Source organism: Algibacter miyuki (genome assembly GCF_030409805.1).
Classification (GTDB): domain Bacteria; phylum Bacteroidota; class Bacteroidia; order Flavobacteriales; family Flavobacteriaceae; genus Algibacter; species Algibacter miyuki.
Genome location: NZ_JAUFQP010000010.1, coordinates 389107 through 409256 on the forward strand (window position 1 = coordinate 389107; position 20150 = coordinate 409256).

Below are 20150 nucleotides of genomic sequence, written 5' to 3' on the forward strand. Positions count from 1 at the left end.
AAGAATGAGCACATTCCAAGAATTAGGTCTTAATGACGACCTTTTACGCGCAATTACCGATTTAGGATTTGAAAAGCCTAGTGAAGTTCAAGAAAAAGCAATCCCAATTTTATTAAATTCTGAAACCGATTTAGTGGCACTAGCCCAAACCGGAACAGGAAAAACAGCAGCATTTGGTTTCCCTATGTTAGCTAAAATAGATGTAAACAGCCGCACAACGCAAGGTTTAATTTTAAGCCCAACACGTGAGCTTTGTTTACAAATTACCAACGAGATGAAACAATACGGTAAGTATTGTAAAGGTTTAAATGTGGTTGCCATCTATGGTGGATCTAGCATTACAGACCAAGCGCGTGAGGTAAAACGTGGTGCACAAATTATTGTGGCTACACCAGGTAGAATGAAAGATATGATTAGCCGTAGATTGGTTGATATTTCTAAAATTCAATATTCGGTTTTAGATGAGGCCGATGAGATGTTAAACATGGGTTTTAAAGAGGATATTACCGATATTTTATCGCATACTCCTGAAGAGAAAAACACATGGTTATTTTCTGCAACGATGCCTAGAGAGGTAGCAACGATTGCTAAAAAATTCATGGACAATCCGCAAGAAATTACGGTTGGAAATAAAAATGAAAGTACAAGTAACGTATCTCACGAATACTATTTAGTAAATTCTAGAGACCGTTACCAAGCCTTGAAACGTTTGGCTGATGCGAACCCAGATATATTTTCTGTTGTATTCTGTAGAACAAAACGTGATACGCAAAAGGTTGCCGAGCAACTTATTGAAGATGGGTATAGCGCTGGTGCTTTACACGGCGATTTAAGCCAGAACCAACGTGATTTGGTAATGCAATCGTTTAGAAAAAACCAAATACAAATGCTTGTGGCTACCGATGTAGCGGCTCGTGGTATTGATGTTGACGATATTACTCACGTTATTAACTACCAATTACCTGATGAAATTGAGACGTATACGCACCGTTCTGGTCGTACTGGTCGTGCCGGAAAAAACGGTATTTCTATGGTTATTGTTTCTAAAAGTGAAGTGCGCAAAATTAAAAGCATCGAACGTATTATTAAACGTCAGTTTGATAAAAAGGAAATTCCAGACGGCATGGAAATTTGCGAAGTGCAGTTAATGTCGCTTGCAAATAAAATTCATAACACGGAAGTTAACGAGGAAATTGAAAAATACCTAACAAGCATTAATGAAATGTTTGAGGATACAACAAAAGATGAATTGATTAAAAAATTCTTCTCTGTTGAATTTACACGTTTCTATAATTATTACCAAAAATCGAAAAACTTAAACGTTGCCGAAGGTTCTAGAGATAGAGAAGGCGGACGCGAAGGTGGTCGTGATTTTGGAGGAAGCTCTAACTCGACAAGATACTTTATTAACGTTGGTGAGAAAGATGGTTTTGATTGGATGAAATTGAAAGATTTCTTAAAAGACCAATTACAACTTGGTAGAGATGACGTATTTAAAGTGGAAGTTAAAGAGAGTTTCTCTTTCTTTAATACTGAAAATGAAACTAAAGATAAGGTTTTAGCTTTCTTTACAGACTTTAAACATGAAGGTCGTTTTGTTAATGTTGAAGTTTCGGAAAACCGAGGCGGTGGCGGAAGACGCAATGACAGACGTGGCGGCGGCGGAAGACGTGACGATAAACGTGGCGGTGGAAGACGTAGTGATGACAGAAGAAGTGCTTCTGGAGGAAGTAGAAGTGATCGTAGACGTGAAGGTGGATCTAAACCAAGACGTTCGGATTCGGACTCTGGTGGAGGAAAATTTGCTGGAGCAAGACGTTCTAGAAGATAAGCCTAACCGGTTATAAATATTAAAAAGCTGACTGAAAGTACATTTACTTTTAGTCAGCTTTTTTTATGCTTAAAATTATAGAAGAATAAAGACTTAACGTTTTAAACTGAAATGCCCTTGATAGGTTTTATTTTGACTTGGTCTGTACAGTGTAAACCAATAATCGGATGATGCTAATAAATGCCCATTGAAAGTGCCGTTCCAACCTTTTGATTTTGGGTTTAATTGAATAAGTAATTTACCATACCTATCGAAAATATTAATTTTAATTCCCGGTTCTGCCTCTGGTAAAGCAATTTCCCAAACATCATGATAGCCATCGTTATTAGGTGTAAAGTACTTTGGGTAATTGAATATAAAAATAGCTTCAGTATAAACAATACACTCATTTTCGTTTAGAATATAAAGCGTATAATCGCCAGGTTCTAAATTGTTAAAATAAGGTCGTGTTTGAAAAATATTGCCGTCTAAAGAATATTTAAAATCTTCTGCAATTCCATTTACAGAAACTGATACCGTGTTTCCATTAGATGCCCAATCGCTCACTTCAACACCAACATCGGTTAACTCATTAATGCCTATAACCTGTACCGTTTTAGTGGCTTCACATTTTAAACTCGGATTATTAGGATCGATATCAAAAACCGTTACCGTATAATCGCCTGGGGTATCTACAATAAGTTCGTGGCTAGTGTCTCCCGTATTCCACAAGTATTCATCGTGAGCAGAATCGACATACAATTCCACAGTTTCACCCGGGCATACATACCAAAAGGTATCCATAACGATGTCTGGACTTCTATTAATTTTTATGTAAAATGATGTGGTATCAAAACAGGTATTATTGGTTGTGTTTTCGGCACGAACAAAAATACGTTGCGGATTGCTTTGATTTTCAAAGTTTTCAGCTATGGAAGCTTGTCCGTTATCGGCATCATACTGACTTAAATGGTAGGTTACCTTTCCTGTTTGTCCGTTTAAAATAATATCGGTTTGACTACCCAAATCGAAAAATGCCTTACTGTCTATAGCGCCATCGCCACAGAAAAACAAATCGTTTGGTGGGTTTGCAATTACGGCTTTATCGATGATAATGGTAATGGGCGTTGTAGAAAAACAACCGATATCTGTATTTTCTAATCTCGCAACGATTGTTTGGTTATTGCTTGAGGTTTCAAAAGTGGATGGATTTAGAACGCCCAAACCTGATGTTGCGTCAACATAATTCAAATGATAGGTAATAGCATAATTACCAAGCGATAAGCTGCTTGGCGTATAAACTTGGCTATCAAATTGAGATAAATCTACAAAGGCTTTTCCATCGTTCGAGGCATCGTCACATAAAATTAAATTAGTGACTACCTCCGCTCTTTCCGTTTCAATAATTAATTTAAAGCTTGATATATCAAAACAATTCTTGTTTAGCACATTGGTTATACGCGCATAAATAGTTTGATAATTACTGGTATTTAATATCGTACGCGGTAAAACATTAAGCTGATCTTCGGCATCATCGAAAGTTAAAAAGTAATCCACATCGAAATCTGAACCAGACTGAGTTCCTAAAATTTCAGCTGTTTTAGTATCTAAATCAAAGGATTCAATGCCATCGGCTTTATCATCGTTGCAAATCACATAATCTTCTGCTTGTTGCGCTTCAGGCGATTCAAAAATCTCTAAATATTTAGATACATTATACGTACAACTTCCCGATTTAAAAACGGCTTTAACCAAGTACTTACCTGCAGTGGTATAAGCATGTTCTGGACTAATTGCTGTTGATGTTTTGCCATCTCCAAAATCCCACAAAACAGAATCTATAGGTTCTTCGGTATTTAAATTCAAGGAAATATTAGTATTTGAACAGCTGTTATCCGCATCAATTTTTCCAACAAAATACGATTGAATAAAAGACGGTAAACCAAAAATGGTTGTTTTAAACTGCAGATCCACGCTCCTACTCACATAATTGCAACCTAATCCTTTAACATTCGGATTTTCAACCACACTTAAATTCCGAGAAAACGTATTAGAAATATAAATTTTTCCATTGGGTCCAAGTTGTAAGCCTGAAATAAGTTTGCTCTCGGATGAAATAACCACATGCGAACTAATTAAATCGGCCCTGTTGTTCATCGTTAAATCAAACTGATACAATTTTGAGGTGTATTTTTGCTGATCTAAATCGGTAACATAAAGTAATTTACTATTCGGAGAAAACTCGATACCATAAGCGCCATTAAAAAACGTATTGGCAAAAAAACCATTTAAAGTAATGGCGTTAGAGACTACACCGGTTTGTTTATCAAAATCGAAAATATCAACAAAACTATTGGTACTCCATTTAGCCAAAGCCAACCGCTTTCCGTTAGGAGAAAATTTCATGTAGCCAATACTATTAAAATCCGATCCGCCATGATAGCTGCCTACAACAGAAATTACAGGCGTAGTATCTACACCATCTTTCGTGATTTTAAAACTGGCCAAACTGGCACCATTCCAAAGTTGTGTGGTTACCCAAAAATCGACACCATTGGCATGCTGAACAGCCGATATTTTTTCGGAACAAGGCCCAATAACGGGTATATTTTTATTTGCAGTAACATCACCATTACCGTTATTTAGCGTCATATCCACTTCGGAATAATTCAACCCAACCACAGAGCCACCAGCGGCCACCGTAAAAATATAATAAATTGTATCAGAGTTTGGTTTTGGGACTACAATAGCCGATTGCGTGCTCGAAATATCACCTTTTAAACCTGCTCCATTAGGCATAATATTATGGTTTTTATCCCACACCTTACCGCCATCGGTATAAAATAAAATCTCCCCTTCAGCATTGGATATTCCGGAGCAACCTTCATTCGTGGCCAGTTTTCCATCGGTTAACGCACCAACAGTTTCACCATCAAAATAAACGCCGGCATTATAACCAAAATACCAATTAGAACCTTCCCCTTGAGCGCATACAGCAAGCGGCATTAAGGCAGTAAGCACCCCCAAAAAAAGCACAACATATAATTTAGAAAACATCTTTTTCCTTTAAAAATCTAGACTTAAAATGACAGGGGGCTCATTTTTTGTTTAAAAATAAGCAAGCTTTTTATATTGTAATAATAATCTTAATAAAAAAAAGTCAAAAACCAATAAAATTCACATAAAACCGTTAAAGCTGTATTAATAGCATGATATCTACGTTAAATTATACTAAATTATGCGCTTATGTTTATTTCTTTAGTATTTTTATAAAAAATTTAAATTAATGAAAAAAATTTTAATATTCCTTTTTATATCTACTCTTGCAGTCGAGCTATCTTATGCCCAAGACGCATTGAGAGCGGAAGGAGTTGTTCTTAATTCTTCAACGTCTACGGCGTTAGAAGGCGTTAATATTGTTAACCTAAACCAAGTTAAAGGAACAACAACCAACGAAAACGGGGAATTTAAAATTACAGCAAAAGTTAACGATACACTTCACTTTTCATATTTAGGTTTTAAATCCATCAAAGTACGTGTTACTAATGACTGGTTAAAGTATGGCAGCTCTAACATTGAGCTTACCGAACTCGCGCTAGCCCTAGAAGAAGTGGTGGTTAGCCAACTTAAACTTACCGGTTTTTTAGAAGTCGATATTAAGCAAGTTCCTGCCATAAACAGCAATTACCGATACAGCATTTCTGGTTTAGAAGGTACTGGTTACGAGGCGAGCCAAAAATCTGGATTAACCAAAGTTATTGGTTCTATTTTTAATCCAGCCGATTTTCTACATCGTATGTTTGGCAAAAAACCAAACGAGCTTAAAAAGCTTAAAAAGATGAAAGAAGACGACGAAATTAGAAACCTTTTAGCGCATAAATTCGATCGCGAAATGCTTACTATTTTACTGCAAGTAGACCGTGTAGATTTAGACGAAATTGTAAGCCAATGCAACTACTCGAAAGGGTTCATACAAAAAGCAAACGACTTGCAAATTCTCGATGCCATTAACGAATGCTACGAAGAATACAAGCTATTAAGTCGCGGTAGAACACGTAAAATATAAATTATTTGGGCGTTACCCTTTTCCGTAAAAACTACACAGGGTCGGGCTTTCCGCTATATCTTTTTTAGGTTTATTTACAAACAAATACTGTATTCAAAAAACAGGTTTTGTTTCAAAAACAACGTGTTTATTATAAAGTAAAAAAGGATGCCGCATCAATCCCTAACGCATGTGTCTGCCATCAACAAGCTAACATAAAACTCTTAATTCGTTTTATAAAATCGTTCGATAATCTCTTCGTGACTTTTAATGGTGTTTTTACACCAATCCATACGTTTCTCAAGAATTTCTTCTTCAGTTAATTTCCATTCCAAATCCGTTTGTCTCAATTTAGACGTGGCTTGTTGTAAAATAATAGCTGCCGAAACCGAAATATTTAAGCTCTCGGTAAACCCAACCATCGGAATTTTCAAATAACAATCAGCAGCCTCTAAAACCGCTTCCGATAAACCTTCTGTTTCTCTTCCGAAGAAAAAACACGACTTTTTAGTCACGTCAAAATCCTTTAAATCGCAATCGTCTGTATGTGGTGTTGTAGCCACAATTTGATAGCCTTTAGCTTTTAAATCGTCAATACATTCCTTTACATGATTGTATCGGTGTAAATCTACCCATTTTTGAGCGCCCATCGCAATTTCCCGATCAATATCTTTGGTGTTGCGTTCTTCAACAATATTCAATTCCTGAATTCCAAAAACATCGCAAGTTCGCATTACAGCACTCGTGTTGTGCAATTGGTACACATCTTCAGTAGCCACTGTAAAATGTTTGGTGCGTTGCGATAAAACTTTTGCAAATTTATCTTTTCGCGATTCGGTTAAAAAAGTTTCTAAGTGTTCTAGAAGTTTTAAATCTGTCATATTTATTTATAAAAAAATCGAAATTACTAAAAAAGAGTTAATTTCACAGTATGAAACATATTGTTGTATTAACGGGCGCAGGAATTAGTGCCGAAAGTGGCATTAAAACCTTTAGAGATGCCGATGGTTTATGGGAAGGTCACGATGTGATGGAAGTTGCTACACCCCAAGGTTTTGCTGCAAACCCAGAATTGGTTTTAGATTTTTACAACCAACGCCGTACACAACTTTTAAGCGTTAAACCAAACGCTGCTCACCAACTTTTGGCCGAACTAGAACAACAGTATAAAGTAAGTATCATCACCCAAAATGTGGATGATTTACACGAACGTGCTGGCAGCACAAACGTAACGCATTTGCACGGTGAGCTCTTAAAAGTGCGAAGTACTGCAAACCCTACCGATATTAAAGCTTGGCAAACCAACCTTAATTTAGGCGATCTTTGCGCTAACGGACACCAAATGCGACCGCATATTGTATGGTTTGGCGAAGATGTCCCGATGATGGAAAAAGCCATTACTATTTGTGAAACTGCCGATATTTTAATGATTATAGGCACTTCGATGCAAGTGTATCCTGCCGCTAGCTTAATGGATTATGTGCCACAAAACACGCCCACATTCTTTATAGACCCCAAACCGAACATGGCAAGCAACAAAAATATAAACGTTATTGCCGAACGCGCTACAATAGGTGTTGCTCAAGCGATTAAACTCATAGAAAACCTATAGAATCCTACCCTTTTATTTTTCATTACATCGAAAAAACAACCGGAATTTCAGAATATATCGCATTATAAAAGCACTACCTCATTAAAAAGAGTATCTTCGCGCCAAATTTAGAATTGCTTATTATGAAACGTATTAATGAATACAAGAAATTATTTGGTGCTGAACAAGATATGAGTTTAAAAGCTCTAAAATCTTCTTACAGAAATTTAGTAAAAGAATGGCACCCTGATAAATTTCAAGCTGGTGATGAAAAGGCTATCGAAGCTGAATTAAAAAGCCGACAAATTATTGATGCTTATCATTTTTTAGTGAGTATTGCTCCAGAAACAAAAGCTGCTAATTTAGACGATTTCAATACAACCATTGCAACACCAATCATGGATTGGCAACACAAGGGGTTACTTTTAGAAGTTACTTTTTTAGACGGAAACACTTACGAATTCTTTGGTGTAAATAAAGCGTTATATATTAAATTTTCGCAATCGGATAAACAAACCCGTTTTGGAAAACGTAATATTTTTAACTCGTTTACCTACAGAAAAATTAAGAAAAGCGAAGTAGAAGCTTAGTCTTTATTTTTTTCTTCAATCCAACGACTCATAAATTTCGTGCTTTGCATGCTTTGATGTTGTAACATCTGGCCTGTAAAATTGTTTTGGCGCTGGCTATATAAGTTTATAGCCAGTGATTCCATGCGCGATAAAAATACCTGTTGCAGAGTTTCTTTATTAAAACGGGTATTAATTACGGCAAAACTAGGTTCTTGTTTTTCGTTCCAAAACCAATCATTTTCATGCAATTGTACGGCTTTGTTCGCAAAGTCCTGTGGGTTATCGGTTATAAATCCGTTAGGTTCAAAATCACCAAAAAGGCCTTCGGCCCCAATAGTTGTGGTTACCATAGGCGTTCCGTTTTGCAAAGCATCCACCAATTTACCTTTTAATCCTGCACCAAATCGCACAGGCGCTAAACACACTTTGGCTTGTTGCATGGCAGTATAAACATCATCAACAAAACCCTTGATTAAAAAGCCTTCTTTAACGTTGTTTAATTGAGTTACTTTTTGCGACGCATAAGCCCCATAAATATGCAATTCTGCTTTTGGTAATTGCTTCCTGATTAATGGCCAAATGGTTTCCTTTAAATATAAAACGGCGTTATAATTGGGTTCGTGCAGAAAATTACCGATGGTTATAAAATGTGAGCGTTCTTCAAACTTTGGAAGTTTTTGGATAAATTCCTTAGAAATGCCGTCGAGCATAAAAGGCAAATATTGCAACAAGGCTTTATCCACTTTGAAATCGTTTTGCAAGATTTCCATTTCAACTTCAGAAATAATTAAACTTAAATCACTGCGGTAAATACTGGCAATTTCACGTTTTGCCGTATCATTAAACAAATAACTTTTATCGAAAACAGCTCCATCCTTAAAGGCTTGTTGTCTGCCTTTTCGTAAACCATGTAAATCTTCGGTGTCTAAAACTCGAATGGCATTCGGACAATTTTCGGCAACGCGCCATCCAAATTGTTCTTCCATTAAAAAACGATCGAAAACAACAACGTCTGGTGCAAGGTGTTTCACATACACATCAAAACTGGCACTATTCAATTCAATAGTTTCTTGTTTAACACCAATACTCTCCAAGTTAAAAGCATTATCACTTTTAGCACATGGGCTGGCAAAAGTAATTTCAGAATTTATAGTTTGAAAGGTTTTAATCAACTGCATCATTCGGCTTCCAGCCGCAGAACTTTTGGGCTCTGGCCATACAAAACCAATAATTAATACTTTTTTCATACTTGATTTTTCAATATATAAATTTCAGAAACTATGAAACCGATTTACTCTGGCTTCGCCTCCATACCATATTTTATACGCACCAATTGCGCCCAATCTACAACAGCTTTTATTTGTGCATCACTTAATTTTGCTTCACTATGGGTAATGGTATATGATTCTAATGGCATTTCCTTAGCTTCTACCATTTCAATAATTTCCTCAAACTTATGATCTTTCCGTTTTACGGAATTCCCTACCCAATTGGAGAAATTCAATTCTTCCTTGCCTTCATCAACATGGTGTGCTAACCAATAATTAACCGGTGTAATGTTGTTATACCAAGGATATCGTGTAACATCACTATGGCAATCGTAACAAGTTTCTTTTAAAATTTGTTTTACGTTTTCAGGCGGATTCGTTTCAGCTAAAAAAGCATTTACAGATTTTAAATCGCCTTCATTTTTATCCGGACCAAAAAACTGTGCCACTCCAAATGCAATCAATAACAGCAACAATACTTTTTTTATCATCTTCATTTTAATTAAATTTAAACCATAAAAATACATAATCCTTTTGACTACCGAGCAACTCTACAACGAATTAAATTACGTAAATCATTCGCGCGAAAAACGCCTTTTTTATGCCAATTTGGTAATTGCAAACCCCGATTTAATTCCGAGGTTATTAGATATTCTATTTATGGTGGATGATAAGTTATCGCCAAGAGCGGCTTGGGTTTTAGAGTTTTTGTGTAGTCAAGATATTGAACCTATAATTCCGTATTTAGACAATTTTACATTGAATTTTCATAAAGTCCATTTAGATTCTGCCGTGCGACCCGTAGCGAAAATATGCGAAGCTTTAGCAACACATTATACCTCGAAAACAAGTCATATTATACAAACGGCGCTCACCGAAACACATAAAGAACGGATTATAGAAAACTGTTTCGATTACATGATTACCGATGGCAAAGTAGCCTCCAAAGCGTATAGCATGACCACGCTTTTTATGTTGGGTAAAACAGTCAATTGGGTACATCCTGAACTAAAAATTATTTTAGAGCGCGATTTTCACATACAAAGTGCCGCATTTAAAGCCCGAGCGCGTATAATTCTAAAAAAAATAAATAAGAAAAAACGTTAAATACTTAGCAGCTCTAACTTCAGTTTTTAACTTTCTTTACTATCTTAGCATCTTTAAAAAAAATCATTTAAAATATGTCATTATCAGCATTAAACGCCATATCGCCAATCGATGGTCGTTACAGAAGTAAAGTCAACGAATTAGCTCCATATTTCTCGGAAGAAGCTCTAATAAAATACCGTGTTTTAGTTGAAATTGAATATTTTATCGCCCTTTGCGAAATTCCGTTACCTCAACTAGCATCTGTTGACAAGGGTATTTTTGAAGATTTAAGAGGGATTTACAAGAATTTTTCTTCGGAAGATGCTTTGGCAATCAAAAAAATTGAAAGCGTTACCAACCACGATGTTAAAGCGGTTGAGTATTTTATAAAAGAGCAGTTTGATGCTTTAAACTTATCAGAATACAAAGAGTTTATCCATTTCGGATTAACTTCTCAAGATATTAATAACACCGCTATTCCTTTAAGTATTAAGGATGCGATGAACGATGTTTATGTTCCTGAATATTTTATTGTTCTAGAAAAACTAAAAACATTATCTAAAGATTGGGCCAGCATTTCTATGTTAGCACGTACGCACGGGCAACCGGCATCGCCAACACGTTTAGGTAAAGAAATTGAAGTATTTATTGTACGTTTAGAAGCGCAGTTTAACTTATTAAACGATATACCAAGTGCAGCCAAATTTGGTGGAGCAACAGGTAATTTTAACGCACACCATGTAGCTTACCCAAATATTGACTGGAAAGCTTTTGGAGGTCAATTTGTACAAGAAAAATTAGGTTTACACCACTCGTTTCCAACCACACAAATTGAGCATTACGACCACATGGCAGCTTTGTTTGATACCTTAAAACGTATTAACAATATCATTTTAGATTTAGACCGTGATATTTGGACTTACGTATCTATGGATTACTTTAAACAAAAAATTAAAGCTGGTGAAGTAGGAAGTTCTGCTATGCCACATAAAGTAAATCCTATTGATTTTGAAAATTCAGAAGGAAATTTAGGTATAGCAAATGCTATTTTCGAACACCTTTCTGCAAAATTACCAGTATCGCGTTTACAACGAGATTTAACCGATAGTACGGTTTTACGTAATGTTGGTGTACCTTTCGGACATACCTTAATTGCTTTTAAATCGACTGTAAAAGGTTTAGATAAATTACTTTTAAACGAAAGTAAATTTGCTCAAGACTTAGAAAATAACTGGGCAGTAGTAGCTGAGGCTATTCAAACTATATTGCGTCGTGAGGCTTATCCAAATCCTTATGAAGCTTTAAAAGGGTTAACACGTACCAACGAAAAGATAAACCAAGCGTCTATCTCTAATTTCATTGATACTTTAGAAGTTTCGGATGCTATTAAAGCCGAATTAAAACAAATTACACCAAGTAACTATACAGGAATTTAATATGTTTAGCGATAAAGTTTCTATGATTATTTGCGGCTGCTTAATAGCTGTTATTTTCTGTACAGGAATTTTAGGCATACTTAGTAATTATATTGTTTTAACGGTTATTTCGGTTTTGTTTTTAACTATTGTTTACAATATTATTTACACCAAACAAAACTCTAAACAGAATTCAAAATAACGCATAGAACATTGCACATAAAAAAAGGGACACTTTATAAAAGTGTCCCTTTTTTATTTATTTTACAGCTAGATTTTAAAGCCGTATAATATTTGTATCTCCCTGTTTATTTAAAGAAATCGGCAATGCCTTTTAATTGTTCTTCATCGATATTGGCATACTTCATCGCTCCAACCAAACTGCCCATTTTAGACGGATTCATCCCATCTCCTAATACACGAACAACTCCGAAACCAATCTCCTTAGAATTAGCAAAAACAACGACCTCATCGGCCTCATCATCATTACCAATATATTTTACGGTAAACTTATTCCCCAAATGGCTAAACTCTATTAGCTCATTATATTTTTCATTGTTTAAAATGGTTTTAACGGTCTCCATCTCAGCTTTCATATCTGCTTCATTCGTGTCGTTAACTTTAAAGCCTATAAAGTTTAATCGTTTTACCGAATTAAAGGCTTCTGCTTGTGTTTCCGACAAACTAGCTTCATCCATATTCAACATAGAAATTGGCAAATCTTGCGAAATAAAATTTGCCGATTCCTGATGATCTACAAAGTAAGTTTGCAGTGTTGGCTCATTATTACAACTCACTAAAACAGCGATTGCAAAAAGACTAAATACTAGATGATTTACTACTCGTTTTATGATTGATGTATTCATTAGATTGATGTTTTTCTTTAATATTTTTGTTACGCCGTAATAAGTCAATAACTTATTTTTTCTTCTTTAAATGCTCACCTCCAGCAATATTCATTTTATCGGTAAGTTTAGAAATTTCGTTTAAGTTAATATCGCCAGTTAAAGACACTACAACCGTTTCAATTTTACGTTCCTTTCCACCTACTTCAATACCTTCGTCCATAAATTTATCTACGCCATTTACGAAAATTAAAAGTTCCTTTACATGGTCTACATCACGACCTTCTTTTACATAAAAACTCACATGAGTTCCGTCGTCCTTAACTTCCATTAATTCTTCCAAAGCATTAGAGCGCGATTTTACCCATTTAGATAAATCTACCGCAATGGTTTTATTATCTGTAATAATGGTTTTAAAACTGGTAATACTTTTAACCATATCAATATATGCTTTCGCTTCAGCATCATCAACATTAATTCCCATTTTGGCAATCATTTGAAACATTTTTGGTTTTATAGACACATAGGTTACATCCGAATTGTCGCTATATTTTTCAAAAACATCGCTTTGAGCCATGCCCGTTAATGGTAATAACATCACAGCCATTACAAACACTATTAATCTATTTTTCATTGTATTTGATTTTAATTTATTTGAATTATTCATTGTTCCTTTTTTTTAGTTTTTAAAAATTAATTCCGTCGCATTATCTAGTTCGTTTAAGTAGCCTAGCGTTGCTGTGCCCTTTTCAACCTCATCTAAATAAGCTACCGTCGATACGCCTTTATTAAAGCTTTGCGAAATCATTTCTAGCGATCTCGTTACTTCGGCTAGCGCCAATTCTGGATCGTCATAAGTTCCTAAATCGGTATCATTAAAATTTCCACCAAAATAAAACCCTATCATAAGCACTGCTACTGCTGCCACCGACAGCCATTTATAATTAAACTTTCGCGACGTTTCCAACGGTAAATCGTTATTAAACTGCTCCTGTTTACTTACCGTAAAATAACCAAACATAGGCTTATACATTTCTAAATGGGGCGCAACTTGGTCGCTTGCAAAATAGTGTTTCAACTGCTGCTCTTCCTTTAGGCTTGTTTCGCCATTTTCGTACTTTTCTAGTAACTCTTCTATATTATTTAACACCATAATTATGTGTATTAGTCAATTTTTCTCTTATTGTTTTTCGCGCTCTCGATAAGTTTACACGCACTGCTGTATTTTTCATATCCAGCATTTTTGCAATCTCATCCAAATCGTATTCTTCTATATCTCGCAGCTGAATAATGGTTTTTTGTAACTCCGGTAAATCGGCAATAATTTTGCCTACCCAACTCACACTATCATTTAATTCCATCTGCTTTTGCAGTCCCGTTTGTTTATCCTCATAATTAGAATGTACAATTTTAAGATTCTGCGCCTGTTTCGATTTCAACTTATCAAAACAAAAATTCTTGGTCATCGTCATCGAAAAAGCTTCCACATTTTTATACTCGGCAATCTTTTTCTTATTGTTCCATAATTTCAAAAGCACCTCTTGCGTAGCATCCTCGGCTTCTTCCGTCGAAACCAGCAAGCGTTTCGCTAACCGAAATACTTTATCCTTAAAAGGCATTACAACATGTAAAAACTCTTTTTGAGTCATTTTTAATTGGTTTTATAAAACAGCTTGGTAACGGCTATTTAATATTACGACGACACCCTTTCGGCTTTGTTACATCTAAAATAAATAATTTTAATAAAAATTTGGGCGTAACCCTTTTTCGTAAACACTACAAAGGGTCGAGCTTTTCGTTACAAGTCCTCGCAACCCCAATTGTCATTGGGTTTCCTGTGGGCTTTCCACTGCAATCCCTTACGCGGGCACAACCCCAAAAACAATCCATAACCACCATGTTTTGTGCTTAAATAAAGTTCATTCTTCAAAAAATTAAAAACCTTACCCCTATTATTTACGTAATAAAAGTAATAGGATGTAAACAATTAATCCGTTCTCAGTTAAAAACCCCACAACAAAAGGCTATGTTTAACACAAACTATATTTTTTATTACACAATAATGTAACTAAATTTAGAGTTTTAAAATATAGCCCTATAAACTAAATATAATGAAAAGCATAAAATCCCTAGTCCTAATTCTGTTAATAGCCTTAACTGCAACCAGTTGTTTTAAAGATGAAGACGATATTATTTCAACAACAAGCAATAAAAACGATTTTGTTTGGCAAGCCATGAATTCTTGGTACAATTGGAAAAATGAAGTTCCCGCATTAGACGATGCTCAAGACGATAATTCTTTGAGTTTTCAAGCTTACTTAGAACAATACGACACCCCCGAAAACCTATTCAATAGCCTGATATACAAAACAGGCGAAGTAGATCGTTTCTCATGGTTTATAGAAGACTATATTGAGCAAGAACAAGCTTTTCAAGGTATTACAAAATCTTTCGGACTCCGTTTTGAAGGCGTTCAAATTAACACGGCCGGTGATGTTGTTATTTACGTACGCCACGTCGCCGATAACTCCCCTGCCAGCGATGCCAACATTAACCGTGGTGATATTATAAATGCCATAAACGGTACTACACTAACCACTGCAACCTATAATACAGCCGTAAATAATTTATACGAAGATCAAGTAACATTATCTTTTGTTTCGGAAAACAGCGGTACACTTACGCCTATTGGAGATAAAACTATAACTGCCACCGTACTTTCTGAAAATCCAGTATTTCTTACAAAAGCATTTAACGATATCGATGGTAAAAAAGTAGGATACTTGCTTTACAACGGTTTCCGTTCTTCTTATAACGACGAATTAAACGCTGCTTTTGCCTATTTTAAAAACGAAAACATTAGCGAATTAATTTTAGATTTACGCCTTAATGGTGGCGGATCGGTAGAAACATCGGCCTATTTAGCTAGTATGATTTATGCCAACGCTACCGAAGACGATGGTTTTGCAGAATTACGCTTTAACGACAAGCACGACAACGAAAACGGATATTACAATTTTACGAACACCTTAAGTGTTTATAATAGTGATGGTGACAAAACAGGCGAACAACCAATTAACCGTTTAAGTACATTAACTCAATTATACGTTATAACCTCGAACAATACTGCTTCGGCAAGCGAAATGATAATTAACGGTTTAAGATCGTATATTCCTGTAAAATTAATAGGCGCAACAACGTATGGCAAAAACGTAGGCTCAATTACATTATACGATTCTCCATCGTCTGATTACACCAAGCAAAGTTCGGCTAACGCTAATCATTTAAATGCCTTACAACCTATTGTATTTCAAATATTCAATAAAGATGGCGAAAGTGATTATACCACTGGTTTTGTGCCTGACATTGCAGAAATAAATGAATACGATTATTGGAATAACACACTTCCTTTTGGAGACGAAAACGAAGCCCTTCTACAAGCAGCCTTAAACAACATTAAAGGTATTGTAGACCGCGGTACCAATACTAAAAACTCCGTTAACAATAGACTTTTAGAAGCTCCAAAATCGAACAATAAATTTGAATTCGATATGTATATTAATAACGACTTCTTTTCTAATTAATGCAAAAACATAAAACGTATTTTAATTGGAGTTCGGGTAAAGATTCTGCCATAGCATTATATTATTTATTGCAAAATAAGGACTTTAGTGTACAAAAATTAGTAACCACGGTAAACAGCCATTACAACAGGGTGTCTATGCACGGACTTAGAACCGAGTTACTTTTAGCACAAACCGAAGCTTTAAATATTCCGGCGCAAGTAATAGAATTACCCGAAATGCCAAGTATGGAAACCTACGAAGCCGTCATGCTTAAAACCGTCAATACACTAAAAAGAGACGGATTTACACACGCCGCCTTTGGCGATATTTTCTTGGAAGATTTACGTACTTACCGGGAAAACAACCTCGCAAAACACGGCATTAAAACGGTTTTTCCTATTTGGAAAAAAGACACTAAAGCACTCCTTACCGAATTTTTAGATTTAGGATTTAAAACCATCATTGTTTGTGCGAACTCTAAATATTTCGGAGCCGATTTTGTGGGTACTATTATAGATGAAAACTTTATAGATAATTTACCAGAAGGCGTTGACCCTTGCGGGGAAAATGGCGAGTTTCATACCTTTTGTTTTGATGGGCCTATTTTTAAAAACCCAATATCATTTACTATAGGCGAAAAAGTATATCGAGAATACGATACGCCAAAAACAGATGATGATTCGGTTTGTTCTGCAGATGCATACGGTGTTTGGTATTGCGATTTGATACCACAAATAACGTCATAAAAAATGCCGCCCAATCAGGCGGCATTCTTCATATAAAACAATAAATTACTTCTATTTATTTCTTAACTAACTTCTGTGTAAATACTCCTGAAGTTGTTGATAGTTTAACAATATAAACTCCCGGATGTAATCCATCTAAAGATACTGGAGTTGTTCTATCTATTAATTCTTTTTGAAGTACCAAAGCACCTGTAACCGAATAGATAGCCATTGTTCCTGTTTTAGAAACATACAACTCAGACGACGCTGGATTAGGATAAAGTCCGATCGCATTTTGCTTTTCAGCAACACTTAATGAAATATCTTTTTGGTTTATCACACCAACAGCATCTAAATCGAAACCTCCAGAATTGAAAGGCGTGGCATACAACTCGTTTATAATATTCCCTAAACTGTCGTAACCTGCATATAAAGGATTAATAGTACCTACAACATCGACTAATTTCACATGTGTGATACTTGTTTTATCTAATAATTCATTATCAGCGATATCCGAAATATCAAAAGGTGTTCCAAAATTAGCTCGGTATTTTCCTGCTAAATTATTTAATTTGGTTGCATCTACAGATCCGAAACCACCAATTTGCGTTGTTGTTTGCGTTTTACTATGTGAAGGAAACCTAAAATAGTTAATCCCATCTGAACTGACTTCAACAAATGCTAGTTCTAAAAAGGTATTACTGAAACCATTTTCGAATACCGCAAAATCGTATCCCTCACCATTTGTAATTGGCAACGCAAATGTTACAATAGCTTCTCCTGCATCTCCTAAACTTACAGGCGAATTATTTGGAGTTCCTAATGCCGATTCTGGCGTACCAAAAGAAGCATACGCATTACCTTGGTATTCTGTTTCTGGGTTAGCAATATCAACATGACCTCGTGTTACCTCGGCCCCATTTGCCCATGCAACAAAAAGTTCGCTGGCAGCAGGAATAGCTGTGCTACCTGGTTGCCCTGCTACTGGAGCATAAGGTTGATCGTTATAATAAATTCCTGATGGTAAAATTCCAACATCATAATTATTTACAAAACTACCATCATTGCCGTAAATAAATAATTTACTTTCACTAGTATAACTAATAGCATCTCCAATATACAATCTGTTTTCTATTTTCTCCATAGAATAAGGATTCTGTACGCCCTCAGTCGATAAATCTATAAACGATGTACTTGGTAAAGCCGTATCACTCAACGCCATTTTAAAAACCTCATTTCCTAAAACATAATAAAGCGATGTCGTATCTAATACTAATAATTCAGGATGAGACAATCCTGCGAAAGCATAAGCTGTTTTATTGGTGTAATCTGTTAAATCAATTTTAAAAAGAGACCCCGTAGTTTCTCCTGTTGGATTGTAATTAGGACTTCCACTGCAAAGCACATATAAATTGGTAGCATCAACTTCTAAGGAAGAAGGTACATCTCCAACCGCAATAGATTCCACACTATTTGTTGCTGTATCAATAACAGAAACACTGTTTCCGAAACCGTAACCACCTTGGTGTGCTACAAATAAAATACCGTTGTGCTCAACAATTTCTTCTGGGCCTTCGACTACAGAAATAGTTTCAGTAACCGTATTAGTCGCTAAATCTATAACCGCCACATAATCATCAGAAACGTCTGAACCATCTCCCCAGTTAGTTACATAACCCTTACCATTGTAAAACGCAATGTTACGAGGATTAGACATTTGATCTGAAATAGTTGCTACTAAAGCCAATGTGTTTCTATTGACCACTTTTACATAGTTGCTATAATTAACAACAATATATAAATAATCACCTTCAAAAGCCATGCTTTGCGCAACATCACCTAATGCAGCTCCCGAATTTTGAGTACTGAAGGCATTATTTTCAATAAAGCCTGTAGAAGTTAAAACGGATACAGATGCGTTACCATACCCAAAGCCACCTTCATTTAATACAAAAACCCCATTCTCGAAGGTTTGCGCAAATGTTAAAACGGAGAAAAAGAGTCCTGTTAGTAGTAATAATGATTTTTTGTAAAAATTTCTCATATTTTATTTTTTTGTTTACTGAAGCTATTGTGCCTTAATTATACAACTTCAGTGATTTAGTTTTTTGTTTTAGTTATTAGACACGTTGTTGTTATTCTTAATTATTGAAGTAAAATGAATTTGGGATAATTTCAACAGAAAATGTTTTCTGTTTTGCTCCGCTCATGTTATAAATGAAAACCTCTCCATTAGACACATAATCTTTGGCATCGGCAACATAAATTTGGTCGTTATGGATTTTAAAACCATAAGGAATTTGTACACCACTATCACTAAGCGAAAACAAGGCTGTTACCGGAAGTTCAAAACTGTTCGTTTCTAGCGTATAAACAGCTTTATCTAAAGTGTAATACAGCGTACTATTATAGATATCCAAAAAACGAGGATGTTCAGTTTCAGGAAAGCTTAATGAGGCTTCTACAGTATCATTGGTTAAGTTAATTTTAACCAACTGACCCGATGTTTCCTCGGTAGCATAATTTGGTTTTCCCGAGCAAAGCACATACAGCTTACCATTATCAACAAGCATATCACCAGGGACATCACCAACAGTTATGGTACCTGTTAGGGTTTCCGAAACTAAATCAATAACACTTATGGTGTTTCCAAAACCATAACCACCTATATGCGAAACGTAAATTTTGCCATTATTAACTAATATATTTTCAGGGCCTTCAGCTACCGTAATTTTATCTTCAACTAAATTGGTATTTAAGTTTAAAACCGCCACATAATCGTCGGTAGTATCATTTGGATCGCCCCAATTCGTGATATACCCTTTAGCGCCATCAAAAGCAATATATCTTGGATTTACAATATCTGTAGTAACTGTTGCAATATATTCAAAGGTATAACGGTTAACAATTTCTATAGTAGCCGAATTATTAACAACAATATAGGCATAGTCTCCATAAAGCCCCATACTCTGTGCAACATCTCCTAAATCCGCATCATTAACTCCAGAATAAATAGAATTAAAAATTTGTTCATCGGTATCTATAAACGACACAGACGCATTAGAATATCCATAACCACCTTCATTTAAAATAAAAAGGCCTTGGTTATAATCACCTTCTGGTAATTCTACAACATGTTCCCGATCATCACTAGTACAGGATAATGTAACTATTGAAATAAAAAATAAAAGACTAACATGTTTAAAAAACGATGTTTTCATAAT

General features: G+C 35.4%; 18 protein-coding genes. 8 read left to right on the forward strand and 10 right to left on the reverse strand.

Annotated elements, in window-relative coordinates:
• Positions 1-4 precede the first annotated feature (4 nt).
• Positions 5-1831 carry a DEAD/DEAH box helicase gene (locus QWY92_RS09725; RefSeq protein WP_290270730.1) on the forward strand — a complete coding sequence of 609 codons (1827 nt, stop codon included), beginning with the start codon at positions 5-7 and terminating at the stop codon, positions 1829-1831.
• A 93-nt stretch (positions 1832-1924) separates the two neighbouring features.
• Here QWY92_RS09725 and QWY92_RS09730 read toward each other — a convergent pair whose 3' ends face one another.
• Entirely contained in the window at positions 1925-4867 is a 2943-nt protein-coding gene (locus QWY92_RS09730; RefSeq protein WP_290270732.1) for an FIDD domain-containing protein, read from the reverse strand.
• 229 nt (positions 4868-5096) lie between these two features.
• On the opposite strand from QWY92_RS09730, the gene QWY92_RS09735 reads away from it, so the two are divergent.
• A complete protein-coding gene (locus QWY92_RS09735) occupies positions 5097-5876 on the forward strand; it encodes a carboxypeptidase-like regulatory domain-containing protein (protein ID WP_290270734.1) in 780 nt (259 codons plus the stop codon).
• A 203-nt stretch (positions 5877-6079) separates the two neighbouring features.
• On the opposite strand, the gene QWY92_RS09740 is transcribed toward QWY92_RS09735, so the two are convergent.
• Positions 6080-6736 carry a TrmH family RNA methyltransferase gene (locus tag QWY92_RS09740; protein WP_290270736.1) on the reverse strand — a complete coding sequence of 219 codons (657 nt, stop codon included), beginning with the start codon at positions 6734-6736 and terminating at the stop codon, positions 6080-6082.
• A 50-nt stretch (positions 6737-6786) separates the two neighbouring features.
• Between QWY92_RS09740 and QWY92_RS09745 the strand changes: the two genes are divergently transcribed.
• The gene (locus QWY92_RS09745; RefSeq protein ID WP_290270737.1) at positions 6787-7467 is read left to right on the forward strand and encodes an SIR2 family NAD-dependent protein deacylase; all 681 of its coding nucleotides are present in this window, start codon (positions 6787-6789) and stop codon (positions 7465-7467) included.
• A gap of 122 nt (positions 7468-7589) precedes the next feature.
• Positions 7590-8036 carry a KTSC domain-containing protein gene (locus QWY92_RS09750; RefSeq protein ID WP_290270738.1) on the forward strand — a complete coding sequence of 149 codons (447 nt, stop codon included), beginning with the start codon at positions 7590-7592 and terminating at the stop codon, positions 8034-8036.
• Here the strand turns inward: QWY92_RS09750 and QWY92_RS09755 are convergent.
• Positions 8033-9265: a glycosyltransferase gene (locus tag QWY92_RS09755; RefSeq protein ID WP_290270741.1), complete on the reverse strand. Its 1233-nt coding sequence runs from the start codon at positions 9263-9265 to the stop codon at positions 8033-8035. The genes QWY92_RS09750 and QWY92_RS09755 overlap by 4 nt on opposite strands.
• Positions 9266-9309: 44 nt before the next feature.
• Complete coding sequence (locus QWY92_RS09760) at positions 9310-9783, reverse strand: heme-binding domain-containing protein (RefSeq protein ID WP_290270743.1); 474 nt, start codon at positions 9781-9783, stop codon at positions 9310-9312.
• A gap of 37 nt (positions 9784-9820) precedes the next feature.
• On the opposite strand from QWY92_RS09760, the gene QWY92_RS09765 reads away from it, so the two are divergent.
• Both QWY92_RS09765 and purB read left to right on the forward strand, forming a co-directional pair.
• Positions 9821-10393, forward strand: a complete 573-nt coding sequence (locus QWY92_RS09765) for an adenylosuccinate lyase (RefSeq protein ID WP_290270744.1) — start codon at positions 9821-9823, stop codon at positions 10391-10393.
• 74 nt (positions 10394-10467) lie between these two features.
• The gene (purB, locus tag QWY92_RS09770; protein WP_290270745.1) at positions 10468-11811 is read left to right on the forward strand and encodes an adenylosuccinate lyase; all 1344 of its coding nucleotides are present in this window, start codon (positions 10468-10470) and stop codon (positions 11809-11811) included.
• Positions 11812-12098: 287 nt separating this feature from the next.
• Here purB and QWY92_RS09775 read toward each other — a convergent pair whose 3' ends face one another.
• From QWY92_RS09775 to QWY92_RS09790, 4 genes are read right to left on the reverse strand one after another with little or no spacing between them, the layout of a single operon-like run.
• Positions 12099-12656, reverse strand: coding sequence for a GFO_1091 family lipoprotein (locus QWY92_RS09775; protein WP_290270746.1), 558 nt, complete (start codon positions 12654-12656; stop codon positions 12099-12101).
• Positions 12657-12708: 52 nt separating this feature from the next.
• Positions 12709-13269, reverse strand: a complete 561-nt coding sequence (locus QWY92_RS09780; protein WP_290270747.1) for a GFO_1090 family protein — start codon at positions 13267-13269, stop codon at positions 12709-12711.
• Positions 13270-13314: 45 nt separating this feature from the next.
• Entirely contained in the window at positions 13315-13788 is a 474-nt protein-coding gene (locus QWY92_RS09785) for a PG0215 family putative anti-sigma factor (protein ID WP_290270748.1), read from the reverse strand.
• Positions 13775-14284 (reverse strand): GFO_1088 family ECF-type sigma factor, encoded by a 510-nt coding sequence (locus QWY92_RS09790; RefSeq protein ID WP_290270749.1) that lies wholly within the window; start codon positions 14282-14284, stop codon positions 13775-13777. The genes QWY92_RS09785 and QWY92_RS09790 overlap by 14 nt, the downstream gene beginning before the upstream one ends.
• A gap of 462 nt (positions 14285-14746) precedes the next feature.
• Here QWY92_RS09790 and QWY92_RS09795 point away from each other — a divergent pair, with 462 nt between their 5' ends.
• Together QWY92_RS09795 and QWY92_RS09800 are read left to right on the forward strand one after the other, a co-directional pair.
• Positions 14747-16219 (forward strand): GFO_1087 family putative carboxy terminal peptidase, encoded by a 1473-nt coding sequence (locus QWY92_RS09795; RefSeq protein WP_290270751.1) that lies wholly within the window; start codon positions 14747-14749, stop codon positions 16217-16219.
• Entirely contained in the window at positions 16219-16947 is a 729-nt protein-coding gene (locus QWY92_RS09800; RefSeq protein WP_290270753.1) for a Dph6-related ATP pyrophosphatase, read from the forward strand. Before QWY92_RS09795 ends, QWY92_RS09800 begins: the two co-directional genes overlap by 1 nt.
• Positions 16948-17002: 55 nt before the next feature.
• Here the strand turns inward: QWY92_RS09800 and QWY92_RS09805 are convergent, their stop codons facing one another.
• Together QWY92_RS09805 and QWY92_RS09810 are read right to left on the reverse strand one after the other, a co-directional pair.
• Entirely contained in the window at positions 17003-18970 is a 1968-nt protein-coding gene (locus tag QWY92_RS09805; RefSeq protein WP_290270755.1) for a DUF5074 domain-containing protein, read from the reverse strand.
• 97 nt (positions 18971-19067) lie between these two features.
• Positions 19068-20147, reverse strand: a complete 1080-nt coding sequence (locus tag QWY92_RS09810; RefSeq protein WP_290270756.1) for a YncE family protein — start codon at positions 20145-20147, stop codon at positions 19068-19070.
• Positions 20148-20150: the final 3 nt, after the last annotated feature.

Excerpts from the sequence above, each read along its gene's own strand:
- QWY92_RS09775 (WP_290270746.1), bottom strand. The coding sequence starts at position 12,656 with ATGAATACATCAATCATAAAACGAGTAGTAAATCATCTAGTATTTAGT.
- QWY92_RS09810 (WP_290270756.1), bottom strand. The coding sequence starts at position 20,147 with ATGAAAACATCGTTTTTTAAACATGTTAGTCTTTTATTTTTTATTTCA.
- QWY92_RS09750 (WP_290270738.1), top strand. The coding sequence starts at position 7,590 with ATGAAACGTATTAATGAATACAAGAAATTATTTGGTGCTGAACAAGAT.
- QWY92_RS09780 (WP_290270747.1), bottom strand. The coding sequence starts at position 13,269 with ATGAAAAATAGATTAATAGTGTTTGTAATGGCTGTGATGTTATTACCA.
- QWY92_RS09790 (WP_290270749.1), bottom strand. The coding sequence starts at position 14,284 with ATGACTCAAAAAGAGTTTTTACATGTTGTAATGCCTTTTAAGGATAAA.
- QWY92_RS09795 (WP_290270751.1), top strand. The coding sequence starts at position 14,747 with ATGAAAAGCATAAAATCCCTAGTCCTAATTCTGTTAATAGCCTTAACT.
- QWY92_RS09805 (WP_290270755.1), bottom strand. The coding sequence starts at position 18,970 with ATGAGAAATTTTTACAAAAAATCATTATTACTACTAACAGGACTCTTT.
- QWY92_RS09740 (WP_290270736.1), bottom strand. The coding sequence starts at position 6,736 with ATGACAGATTTAAAACTTCTAGAACACTTAGAAACTTTTTTAACCGAA.
- QWY92_RS09735 (WP_290270734.1), top strand. The coding sequence starts at position 5,097 with ATGAAAAAAATTTTAATATTCCTTTTTATATCTACTCTTGCAGTCGAG.
- QWY92_RS09800 (WP_290270753.1), top strand. The coding sequence starts at position 16,219 with ATGCAAAAACATAAAACGTATTTTAATTGGAGTTCGGGTAAAGATTCT.
- QWY92_RS09755 (WP_290270741.1), bottom strand. The coding sequence starts at position 9,265 with ATGAAAAAAGTATTAATTATTGGTTTTGTATGGCCAGAGCCCAAAAGT.
- purB (WP_290270745.1), top strand. The coding sequence starts at position 10,468 with ATGTCATTATCAGCATTAAACGCCATATCGCCAATCGATGGTCGTTAC.
- QWY92_RS09785 (WP_290270748.1), bottom strand. The coding sequence starts at position 13,788 with ATGGTGTTAAATAATATAGAAGAGTTACTAGAAAAGTACGAAAATGGC.
- QWY92_RS09760 (WP_290270743.1), bottom strand. The coding sequence starts at position 9,783 with ATGAAGATGATAAAAAAAGTATTGTTGCTGTTATTGATTGCATTTGGA.
- QWY92_RS09725 (WP_290270730.1), top strand. The coding sequence starts at position 5 with ATGAGCACATTCCAAGAATTAGGTCTTAATGACGACCTTTTACGCGCA.
- QWY92_RS09730 (WP_290270732.1), bottom strand. The coding sequence starts at position 4,867 with ATGTTTTCTAAATTATATGTTGTGCTTTTTTTGGGGGTGCTTACTGCC.
- QWY92_RS09745 (WP_290270737.1), top strand. The coding sequence starts at position 6,787 with ATGAAACATATTGTTGTATTAACGGGCGCAGGAATTAGTGCCGAAAGT.